Annotated in this window: 8 protein-coding genes and 1 pseudogene; 7 read left to right on the top strand and 2 right to left on the bottom strand. The window is 39.5% G+C overall.

Annotation, left to right across the window (positions count from 1 at the left end; genetic code table 11):
• Positions 1 to 127: 127 nt before the first annotated feature.
• Positions 128 to 1,339, top strand: a pseudogene (locus EAF07_RS08550) (type I restriction-modification system subunit M); the annotation flags it as partial.
• Positions 1,340 to 1,416: 77 nt separating this feature from the next.
• Here EAF07_RS08550 and EAF07_RS08545 read toward each other — a convergent pair.
• Both EAF07_RS08545 and trkA read right to left on the bottom strand, forming a co-directional pair.
• Positions 1,417 to 2,856 carry a TrkH family potassium uptake protein gene (locus EAF07_RS08545; protein WP_121836144.1) on the bottom strand — a complete coding sequence of 480 codons (1,440 nt, stop codon included), beginning with the start codon at positions 2,854 to 2,856 and terminating at the stop codon, positions 1,417 to 1,419.
• A 3-nt stretch (positions 2,857 to 2,859) separates the two neighbouring features.
• Complete coding sequence (gene trkA / locus EAF07_RS08540; RefSeq protein WP_121836143.1) at positions 2,860 to 4,218, bottom strand: Trk system potassium transporter TrkA; 1,359 nt, start codon at positions 4,216 to 4,218, stop codon at positions 2,860 to 2,862.
• 202 nt (positions 4,219 to 4,420) lie between these two features.
• On the opposite strand from trkA, the gene EAF07_RS08535 reads away from it, so the two are divergent.
• From EAF07_RS08535 to EAF07_RS08510, 6 genes are all read left to right on the top strand, one after another.
• Positions 4,421 to 5,467, top strand: coding sequence for a D-alanine--D-alanine ligase (locus tag EAF07_RS08535; protein WP_121836142.1), 1,047 nt, complete (start codon positions 4,421 to 4,423; stop codon positions 5,465 to 5,467).
• 95 nt (positions 5,468 to 5,562) lie between these two features.
• Positions 5,563 to 6,927: a UDP-N-acetylmuramoyl-tripeptide--D-alanyl-D-alanine ligase gene (locus tag EAF07_RS08530; protein WP_121836141.1), complete on the top strand. Its 1,365-nt coding sequence runs from the start codon at positions 5,563 to 5,565 to the stop codon at positions 6,925 to 6,927.
• A 1-nt stretch (position 6,928) separates the two neighbouring features.
• Entirely contained in the window at positions 6,929 to 7,612 is a 684-nt protein-coding gene (locus tag EAF07_RS08525; protein ID WP_183121686.1) for a TMEM164-related integral membrane acyltransferase, read from the top strand.
• A 148-nt stretch (positions 7,613 to 7,760) separates the two neighbouring features.
• Positions 7,761 to 9,188: an NADP-dependent glyceraldehyde-3-phosphate dehydrogenase gene (locus EAF07_RS08520; protein WP_121836139.1), complete on the top strand. Its 1,428-nt coding sequence runs from the start codon at positions 7,761 to 7,763 to the stop codon at positions 9,186 to 9,188.
• A 268-nt stretch (positions 9,189 to 9,456) separates the two neighbouring features.
• Positions 9,457 to 10,860 (top strand): polysaccharide deacetylase family protein, encoded by a 1,404-nt coding sequence (locus EAF07_RS08515; RefSeq protein ID WP_183121685.1) that lies wholly within the window; start codon positions 9,457 to 9,459, stop codon positions 10,858 to 10,860.
• An 87-nt stretch (positions 10,861 to 10,947) separates the two neighbouring features.
• Complete coding sequence (locus EAF07_RS08510; protein WP_121836137.1) at positions 10,948 to 11,670, top strand: hypothetical protein; 723 nt, start codon at positions 10,948 to 10,950, stop codon at positions 11,668 to 11,670.
• Positions 11,671 to 11,806 lie beyond the last annotated feature (136 nt).

Raw genomic sequence — 11,806 nt, 5'->3', positions numbered from 1 at the left:
TTATATTTTGTCATAGTAAGGACTCATTTCTAACACAAACGTCTCAGACTTAATTCCACCATAAAAATCCGTTTTAGACTAATTTCCACTTCGAAAGCTAAAGTGGAAATTACTTTGGGAAATTACCTTTGAAAATCTTTTTGAGGACATTGATTTGTACTCGAAAAAGTTAGGAGATAAGCCTCAAAAACAAAACCAGACCATTTCAGGGGTCATGAAAGCCTTGGCAGTGCTGGATGTGGCAGGTCATGCTGGTGACATGCTCGGGGATGCTTATGAGTATCTGATTGGTCAGTTTGCGACTGACTCAGGGAAGAAAGCAGGAGAGTTTTACACGCCCCAACCTGTGGCTAAGCTCATGACGCAGATTGCCCTGCTTGGTCGTGAGAGTAAGAAAGGTTTTACCCTATATGATCCGACCATGGGTTCTGGTTCCCTATTGTTGAATGCCAAACGGTATAGCCGTGAGCCAAATACCATTTCTTATTTTGGTCAGGAGCTCAATACCTCAACCTACAATCTAGCTCGCATGAACATGATTTTGCATGGTGTACCGATTGAAAATCAATATTTGCACAATGCTGACACGCTAGACGAAGACTGGCCAACGCAGGAGCCAACAAACTTTGATGGCGTGCTCATGAACCCACCTTACTCGGCCAAGTGGGGAGCAGACAGTGGTTTCTTGCAAGACCCTCGTTTCTCAGCCTTTGGTGCCTTGGCGCCAAAATCAAAAGCGGACTTTGCCTTTCTCTTGCACGGTTACTATCACCTCAAGCAAGATGGTGGGGTCATGGCCATTGTCCTACCCCACGGCGTCCTTTTCCGTGGGAATGCGGAAGGGAAAATCCGTCAGCATTTATTGGAAGAAGGGGCTATTGATACTGTGATTGGTTTGCCAGCCAATATTTTCTTCAATACCAGCATTCCAACTACGGTGATTATTCTCAAAAAAGATAGAACCACTCGTGATGTTTATTTCATTGATGCTTCTAAGGAATTTACCAAGGGTAAAAACCAGAACCTCATGGAAGACAAGCATATCGAGAAAATCTTAAAGGCTTACAAGTCTCGTCAAGACATGGACAAGTTCGCCCATCTGGCGAGCTTTGAAGAGTTGCAAGAAAATGATTTTAACCTCAATATCCCTCGCTACGTTGATACCTTTGAGGAGGAAGAAGTAGCACCATTGACGGATATTGTGGCGAATATTAACAAGACTAACCAAGAGATTGCGACCAAGTCAGCCCAGTTGACAGACCTCCTTCACCAGCTCAAAGGTACGACACCAGAAGTGCAGGCTGAATTAGACGCCTTTTTGAAGGATTTGACCTTATAGACATGTGACACCAGACCATCATCTGGTGTTTTTTTGGCATTCAAAAAACCAACTCCGCTTGGAATTGGTTTGGTGGGTTAATATTTGCTCCAGGTTTTTGGGATGAATAGAAGTAAGATTGGGTAGATTTCCAAACGTCCTGCAATCATAGCAAAGGAAAGGAGCAGTTTAGAAAATGGGCTGAAAATCGCAAAGGTATCTGCGGTGCCTAGCATTGGCCCAATATTGTTAAACGTTGAAGCTACAGCGCTAATGACCACCATCATATTATCATGATCAAGAGATAGGCTTAGGGTCAAGCCTAGCATGATGAGCACATAGATTCCCAAATATTTAAGGACACCATGCTGTGTTGCTTTATCAAGAGGCTGATGATTGATGTGAATGGTCATAATTCTGTTGGGATAGAGGCTTGAAAGGGCTTGAAGTCGTGAAATTTTGGCAATAATCATCGCTCGAGCAACTTTGATTCCTCCAGCAGTTGACCCAGCAGAGCCGCCAATAAACATTAATAATAGCAAAATGACTTGTGAAAAAAGTGGCCAGACAGTAATATCGGTTATTCCAAAACCAGTCGTGGTAATCACAGAAGATACTTGGAAGAATGATAATTCTAACCCTTTTTGAACCGTTGGATAGAGGTGGCCCACATTTAGGAAAATCATAACGGTTGCCAATACCACAACACCAAGGTAAACACGAAGTTCTTCGTCTCCGATAAATGCTTTTAATTTACGGATTAAAAGGAGGTAATAAAGATTGAAATTAACTCCAAAAACTAGCATACCGATGGATACAATATTGGTAATCAATGAACTGTTATAGTGAGCAATCGAATCATTATATACCGCAAAACCACCAGTACCAGCCGTCCCCATCGCAGTGACTAAACTATCGTAAACAGGCATTCCGGCAATGATGAGAATGAGTGTTAAGATAGCAAACATGGCCAAATAAATAATATATAAGATTTGGGCAGTATTTTTTAATCGCGCAACAACTTTACCAAATACCGGTCCAGGGACTTCGGCTTTCATAACCTCAAGGTGGGCATTTTTACTATTATCCATAATAGCCAGCGCAAAAACCAATACCCCCATACCACCGATTAAATGGGTAAAGCTACGCCAAAAGAGTAAGGAGTGAGATAAGACCGCAACATCTGGTAAAATAGTTGCTCCTGTTGTTGTAAAACCAGAGGACACTTCAAAGAAGGCATCAATAATATTTGGAATTTGACCAGAAAAGACAAAGGGAAGTGCACCAAAGAAGGACCAAAGAATCCAGACTAGGGCTGTGATCAACAAACCTTCTTTAGTATAGATACGAAGATTTTTAGGCTTAGATACAATACCTAGCAATCCTAAGATAAGTAGAATAGCCTGTGTTCCCAGGATTGCCCATAAGATGTTTGCCTTTTCTTGGTAAATAATTGCTACAATCAATGGGACAAACAGTAAAGCAGCTTCTATCAGAAGCAGCTTAGCGAGGAGAAATCTGATCATAGAACGGTTCATGACTTACCTCGCTAATAACTCAAAAGAGTTTGTGATATTTTGCAAAAGCGTAATAACAACGAGCTTATCACCAATAGCTAAAATATCATCACCTGTTGGATAGATTGGCTTGCCATTACGGATGATTGCTGCAATCAAGACGTCTGACTTAAAGCGAAGTTCAGCCAGTGATTTTCCAACCATTTGATTCCCTTCACGGATTTCAAATTGGAGGGTCTCAATGCGTCCATCTCCAACATGGTGGAGGGCATCAAGGCTAGAAGCGTCCTGAGCATTTTTACGACCACGAATAAAGTGCATAATATTGTCAACAGCAATACGTTTTGGCGTTACAATACTTGAAAATTCTTCACGGTCAATAATTTCCAACAGACTTGTACGGTTAACTTTGGTAATGTTTTTACGGACACCAATTTTTTCTAAAAACATTGATGTGATGATATTTTCTTCATCAATCGGTGTCAAAGTTGCAACAGCATCAAAGTGTTCGACTCCTTCTTCTAAGAGGACGTTTTTGGCTGTTCCATCTCCCTGTACGACGTGAGCTTCAGGGAATTCCTCACTAAACCATCGGGCACGTTTTTCATCAACTTCGATAATCTTAACATTCACATGCGCTTTGCTATTTCTGAAGATATTGAGCAAGTAGTAAGAAATCTTACCGGCACCAATTAATAGCATACGACGAACTGCCTTAGATTTGACGAAGTTATGGAAAAGAATCATTTCAACACGATTTCCTGTGACGAAAATAATGTCACCAGTCAGTAAAGTCGCATCTCCGTCAGGAATGATAATATCTTGCCCACGTTGAATCGCACAAACAAGGATATTGCCAAATTTTTTACGAAATTGACTTAATTGGATATTGCAGAGCTTGCTTCCGTCTGAAATTTTGAACTCCATGAGCATGACACGACCATTAACGAAATGTTCTACGGACTTGGCATTTGGAAATTCAACGCTATTGGCAATATAGCGTGCAGTTAAAAGTTCAGGATTGACAATCAGTGAAAAATCAAGAAAGTTTTTATCTTTGAAATAAGCATTCGAATACTCAGGATTGCGGACACGAACGACGGTTTCTTTAGCGCCCATTTTTTTAGCTAGGACAGCAGCAATCATATTCAATTCATCTTTATCTGTCAGTGCAACAAAAATATCACAATTTTTAATCTCAGCCTGTTCTAAAATCTTAAAATTAGCGCCGTTTCCGACAATACCAATCATGTCGTGACGTTTGACGATTTGCTTAAGAACTTGTTCATTTTCTTCAATTAAAGTAACATCATGCTTTTCATCAACTAATGAGCGGCATAGAGCGGAGCCGACTTTCCCAGCACCAACTACAATAATTCTCATGGATTAAACATCCTGAAACATACCGTCAGATGGTATGTTTAACCTCTCTTTTATAATATCTCATATATTATACTCCTTTTTAGGAAAATTGCACGAAAAATATCAGTATTTCTTACATTATGATCAACTTATTATCAACTTTGTATTTACAGGTAAATTATGATAAAATAAGAAAATACGATACATGGAAAAGAGAGAATAAATGTCTAAAGAAACTCTAATTTTACTTTATGGTGGACGTTCTGCGGAGCGTGAAGTGTCAGTTCTTTCAGCAGAAAGCGTCATGCGTGCGATTAATTACGAGAAGTTCTTTGTGAAAACTTATTTCATCACACAAACAGGACGTTTCATTAAAACACAGGAATTTTCTGAAACACCTAATGCTGATGAAAAGTTGATGACTAATGACACCATTGCGGATGATCAAGAAATTCGTCCAAGTGATATTTACGAAGAAGGTGCGGTTGTTTTCCCAGTCCTTCACGGTCCGATGGGAGAAGATGGTGCCATCCAAGGTTTCCTTGAGGTTTTGAGAATGCCTTATGTAGGGACTAATATTTTGTCATCAAGTGTTGCGATGGATAAAATCACAACCAAACGTGTTCTTGAGTCTGCGGGGGTTCCTCAGGTGGCTTATACGGTATTTATTGAAGGTGAGGATTTAGAAAAAGCTATTTCGGATACTTTAGCTAAATTGACCTTTCCTATTTTTGTCAAGCCGGCTAATATGGGGTCGTCTGTAGGAATCAGCAAGGCAGAAGATGAAGCTAGTCTTCGCTCTGCTATTTCCCTAGCCCTAAAATATGACAGCCGTATCCTTATCGAGCAGGGAGTCGTTGCGCGTGAAATTGAAGTTGGACTTCTAGGAAATGCCGATGTCAAGACAACTGAAGCTGGAGAGGTGGTTAAAAATGTCGCTTTTTATGATTACCAAGCCAAATATATTGATAATAAGATTACCATGGCTATCCCAGCAGAGATCCCAGCAGAAGTCATGAACCAGATGCGTGACTACGCTGCTAAAGCCTTTAGAGCTATTGGTGGATGTGGCTTATCACGATGTGATTTCTTTCTAACAGAAGATGGTTCAATCTACCTCAATGAACTTAATACCATGCCAGGTTTCACGCAATGGTCAATGTACCCACTTCTTTGGGATAACATGGGATTGAAGTATTCTGACCTAATAGAAGAACTCGTTCGTCTAGCCAAAGAGATGTTTGACAAGCGAGAAAGTCATTTGATTTAAAATATGATATAATAAGGGAGCTTAGGCTCTTTTTTTTGATAGGTAAAAACATTAGGAGATTGTTTGAAAACACGATAGTTTATGAAAGGATAACGATGAAATTAACCTTACACGAGATTGCTCGCCTTGTCGGAGCAAAAAATGACGTGACCGTTTATGACGATGTTAAGCTCAAGAAGATTGAGTTTGACAGTCGCTTGATTGCAGAAGGGGATATTTTCTTGCCACTCAAGGGAGAAAGAGATGGTCATGACTTTATGGAAAAGGCTTTTGAGAATGGAGCGAGTGCTACTTTTTCAGAAAAAGAAGTGACTTTCCCTCATATTTTAGTTGAAGATTGTTTGAAAGCTTTCCAAGTATTAGCAGCGTATTATCTTGATAAAATGCAGGTTGAAGTGGTTGCTGTGACGGGATCAAATGGGAAAACAACAACAAAAGATATGATTCATGATATCCTAGCAACAACTTATAAAACTTATAAGACACAGGGCAACTATAATAATGAAATTGGCTTGCCCTATACAGTTCTTCATATGCCAGAAGACACTGAGAAAATTGTTTTAGAGATGGGGCAAGATCACCTTGGCGATATCAAACTCTTATCTGAGTTAGCCAAACCAAGCATTGGCGTTGTGACTTTGATAGGTGAGGCTCACCTAGAGTTCTTTGGCACGCGTGAGAAAATTGCGGAAGGCAAGATGCAGCTGGCAGATGGTATGCCAAGCGGTGCTACCTTATTATTACCAGAAGATACCATTGTAGATGCCTACCTACCTGATGGCTTAACTATTCACCGTTTTGGGGACAAGGCAGAGCTTAAGGTCTTGAATTTGGTAGAAGAAAAAGAAAGTTTAACCTTTGAGACTAATTTTATGAGCTCGGCTATTACCCTTCCAGTACCAGGAAAATATAACGCTACAAATGCGATGGTTGCAGCTTATGTCGGAAAACTTTTAGGCGTTACCGAAGAAAATATCATCTTAGCCCTATCACAGCTTAACTTGACACGCAACCGTACCGAGTGGAAAAAAGCTGCCAATGGCGCAGATATTTTATCCGATGTCTACAACGCTAATCCAACTGCAATGCGTTTGATTTTAGAAACCTTCTCAAGCATTCCTGCAAATCCAAATGGAAAAAAACTAGCTGTACTTGCTGATATGAAAGAATTGGGTGAACAGTCTGTTACTCTCCATAATCAAATGGTGATGAGCCTAAATCCTGAAATCATTGACACTGTCATTTTCTACGGAGAAGATATTGCAGAATTAGCGCAATTAGCTAGTCAAATGTTTCCAATTGGTCATGTTTATTATTTTAAGAAAACAGCAGAAGAAAACCAGTTTGACCTGATGGTTACTAAGATTACTGAACTGTTGCAACCTAATGATCAAATTCTGCTCAAGGGTTCCAATTCGATGCAGTTAAGTCAAGTTGTTCAAGTATTGGAGGGCGTGTAATTTGGATTTTTTCAGTACCGTACCGACCAGAGTTTTGACTTTGCCACTGTTTGGCACCCTACTGAGTCTATTAGGTCTTCCGCTTTGCTTTTATTTGGGGTATCGCTATAGAAATTCTCGTCGATTTATCATTGTTGTGAGAAGTGTACTAGCCCTCATGATGCTTTTGGTGTATTTGTGGTATGTACGAATTGGCTTTCCCTTACATGAAGCACTGCCTCTTTATCATTGTCGCATAGGGATGTTTACCATCTTATTACTTCCAAATAGGAATATCTTTAAGCATTACTTTGCTTTACTTGGCGTCGTTGGTGCCGTTTTGGCAGTTGCTGTCCCTGCCTTTTATCCCTATCCACTTGTCCATGTGACGAATACTTTCTTTTTCGTTGGACATTATTCTCTATTAATTTTGTCGTTGGCCTATCTTTTTGAAAAAGCAGAGCACGAACTTAGTTGGCGACAGATTATCAGTATAACTCTTGGCTTAAATCTTGCCTTGGTCATTGTCAATTATCATACCTTAGCTAATTACGGATTCTTGGCAGATACGCCGTTGATTCATACGACAAATATTCCGTTTAATTACGTTTTAGTGAGTGCAGTCATGATTTTACTGGTTAAATTAGTCAGTGTCATGTTGCAATTCTTTTCTGCTAAAAATAATTATTTTATGAAAACTTTCTAAATTGCCGTAGCAAATTTTTGACAATAAAACTAAGAGTGCTAGAATGACAGTATACCCTGTACCGATTGGTACAGTTTGATTGTTAAAATTGTTGAATATTCAGAAAAATATGCTACAATATACCTATTAAACTAAAAGGAGAGATATTTTGACTAAACAATATAAAAACCTTGTCAACGGAGAATGGAAACTTTCTGAAAACGACATTAAAATCTATGCTCCAGCAAATGGTGAAGAACTTGGTTCAGTACCAGCAATGAGCCAAGAAGAGGTTGACTTTGTCTATGCGTCAGCTAAGGCTGCTCAACCAGCATGGCGTGCGCTTTCATATGCTGAGCGTGCTGCTTACCTTCACAAAGTAGCAGACATCCTTGAACGTGATGCTGAGAAAATTGGTGAAGTACTTTCAAAAGAAGTGGCTAAAGGTATCAAAGCAGCTATTTCAGAAGTGGTTCGTACCGCTGACATCATTCGTTATTCTGCCGAAGAAGGACTTCGTCTTGAGGGTGAAGTGCTTGAAGGTGGTAGCTTTGAAGCAGCCAGCAAGAAAAAAATTGCTGTTGTTCGTCGTGAGCCATTAGGACTTGTTCTTGCTATTTCACCATTTAACTACCCAGTAAACCTTGCAGGTTCTAAAATTGCACCAGCCTTGATTTCAGGTAACGTTGTTGCCCTTAAACCACCAACACAAGGGTCTATTTCTGGTCTTCTTCTTGCGGAAGCATTTGCGGAAGCAGGTCTTCCAGCAGGTGTTTTCAACACTATTACCGGTAAAGGGTCTATCATTGGTGACTACATCGTTGAACACGAAGCAGTTAACTTTATCAACTTTACAGGTTCTACACCAATTGGTGAGCGTATCGGTAAATTGGCTGGTATGCGTCCAATCATGTTGGAACTTGGTGGTAAAGACTCAGCAATCGTCCTTGAAGATGCAGACCTTGAAAAAGCGGCTAAAGACATCGTTGGTGGTGGTTTGAGCTACTCTGGTCAACGTTGTACAGCCGTTAAACGTGTCCTTGTTATGGATAGCGTTGCGGACAAATTAGTTGATCTTGTCCGTGCAGAAGTTGAAAAATTAACAATTGGTATGCCAGAAGATAATGCTGACATCACTCCAGTTATTGATTCAGGATCAGCTGACTACATTGAAGGTCTTGCAAAAGATGCAGAAGAAAAAGGAGCAACAGCTCTTACACCTTACAAACGTGAAGGTAACCTTATTTGGCCAACAGTTTATGACAATGTGACAACAGATATGCGTTTGGCTTGGGAAGAACCATTTGGTCCAATCATGCCAATCATTCGTGTGTCTTCAGTTGAAGAAGCTATTAAGATTTCAAACGAATCTGAATATGGTCTTCAAGCGTCAGTCTTTACAAACGACTTCCCACTTGCCTTCTCAATCGCAGAGCAACTTGAAGTAGGTACTGTTCACATCAACAATAAAACACAACGTGGTACAGACAACTTCCCATTCTTGGGAGCTAAAAAATCTGGTGCCGGTACACAAGGTATCAAATACTCAATCGAAGCAATGACTACTGTGAAATCTGTTGTCTTTGATATTAAATAGTATCTACAATCTCCTAACACTTGTTGGGAGATTTTTTGACGACATATCGTTTGAAGGCAAAGCAGATATCATAGACAAAGGAGTGTTACTACCATATAAATCTCTTGATATCGAGATATGCTGCGCAAGTAACAACTTATCGTTTTTAAATTTTAAACATAGGATTAAATCATAAAATAAACGATTTGTTGATATTAGTCTAGATTTTTCGTTGACGAACAGTCTTGATTTTAGTATCATGGTTGTAATACAGTCGAGGAGGAATGAAGTGAAGAATAAGGGGACTATCCTTAAAATTGTGAATGTTTTACTAGTTTTAGTTATCGTCGTCTTGGGATATCAGGTGTATCAGAAAAAAGTGATTGAATGGGAAAAAGAGCGAATTGAAGCAGTTATTTCTCAGGAAGAAAAAGCTATGACAGCTAATCAAAAGGTTTCTATTCAATCTGGAATGATTGACCAAACCTATGTGTCAGCAGCTTATCCTATTGGTCAAAATAATGAACCACTACCTGCTCTTTCTCGAGAGATAAAAGCTCTCATTGCAGAGCATTATGGTACTTCCTCTGAGAAATCTTCTAAAATCAAGCAATTAGCTTTTGTGGATAGTAAACTTAGTCCTTCGGAGCTTGCAACTGTATCACAGTACAAACTTCAAATGCGTCAATATGCTAATAAGCCTAAAAAAGTAACCTTAGAAAAAACATTGGAAGGGAAGGAGTTTTATATCAAAGAGGATGGTCAACTGCTTTTGATAACAGATCTTGTTCCTGACACAGCATTTTTTACTAACAAATGGGTTAGTTTTATGGAAAAGCAACTTTCTAATGAAGGGAAACTAGATGAGACGGCGAAGGCTCAACTAGAAGAACTAAAAAAGGTTGATTTGAAGACACTTGTCTTTGTTCCGAAATCGGATGCTTTAGATATTCATTTGCCACAAAAAATAGCTGGTATTGACGTTTGCTATCTTCCACTGAAAGAGTTATTTGATAAGATTGATTCCAAATACCTTCAAGGTGATACCTTGACTGCTTATCAAACATATCAAGAAGAAAAGGCGCGTGAAGAACGTGAAAAATCACTGTTGTTTGGAAAACCCCAAGTTGCCTTAGAGGGAAAAGTTGTTGCCTTAACTTTTGACGATGGGCCAAATCCATCTAGTACAACACGTATTTTGGATACCTTAAAGCAGTACAATGCCAAAGCAACCTTTTTTGTGCTTGGAAGTGCTGTGGTTGGTAACGAAGCCATCTTGAAAAGAGAAGTTGCAGAAGGACATGAGATTGGAAACCATACATGGAGTCACCCATCCTTACCATCTTTGTCGGTTAATGACATCAAGTGGCAGATGGATGAAACAACCAAAGTGATTACGGCAGCAACTGGAAAACCAGTCAAATTCATGCGCCCACCCTATGGTGCAACGAATGCAACTGTTCAAGCTACGGTTGGCTATCCGCAAATTTTATGGGATGTTGACACCTTGGATTGGAAAAATCGCAACACACAATCGATTTTAGCTAACGTGCAAAGTCAGGTACGTCCTGGCGCTGTTATCCTCATGCATGACATCCATGGAACGACAGCAGATGCTTTACCAGCTGTTTTAGATTATTTGGTGAGCCAAGGTTATCAATTTGTCACCCTTAGTGAACTTTATGGCGTATAGTAAAAGGCTACGAGAGTAGTCTTTTTATGGTATAACTTTGTAAGCGTGTTCAAAATTGGTATAATCATCTTGAAAGGATATGGTTTTATGTCTAAACGTTGGAAATGTATCGTTTCTCTGATGTTATTAGTTGCGACGGGAGTCGGTAGCTTTTGCTGGATTTCTTTTGAAAAAGAGCAGCGCTTGAAAACGTACTTAGAAGTGGCCATTGTTGACTTTGACAAGGAACTGACCACAGAAGGTTCAGCCAATCTCCTTTACGCAATGCCTAAGGTGACCACTTCAAAACTTGGTAAAGCTATTACTGAAGTTGTCGAAAATGAGAGAAATAGCCAATTGGCTACAATTATTTATCCAGAAAAAATTGTTAATCCTTTGATTGGTGACAATGCCTACTGTGTCGCTATTCAGCGTTATCAATCAGGTATCTTGTCAGATGACTATGTGACAAAAGGAGTCAGTCACTATCTCTACTTAACTGAAAAGGGACAAAAACTCACGCTCGAAGATATCGTAACTGATAAACAAGGCTTTCGAGAGATTATCAGAGAGGTGTGGAAAGTTCTTAAAGGGAAAGAAATCATTTTTGAAGCACTAGAAGCGGATGATTGGAGTGATATTGCCTTTCATATTGAAGGTGATGCACTATATTTTTGGAAAAAGGGAGAGCTCAGTTTGCCTGTTGGATTTTGGCAAATTGTAAAGGTCATTAATACGGACTTATTCCCAGCTGAAAAAGTTACTGAATATCAAGAATTTTATGATTCTTTTCATAATGGAATTGGTGTAACAATTCATTCCAATAATTAAGTCGAATGATGTTATACTCATCCAAAATCAAAATTAGCATTTTAGAACCTCTAATACTTTTGATTGACTACCGAACGAAGTGAGGCTAAAATGTTTCTTTCGCTATAGTGGTATTCATATCGAGAGTTTACCCTCG

The sequence above is a fragment of the Streptococcus hillyeri genome, from assembly GCF_003686955.1.
Taxonomy (GTDB): Bacteria; Bacillota; Bacilli; order Lactobacillales; family Streptococcaceae; genus Streptococcus; species Streptococcus hillyeri.
This window is presented reverse-complemented; position numbering and strand designations above follow the sequence as displayed.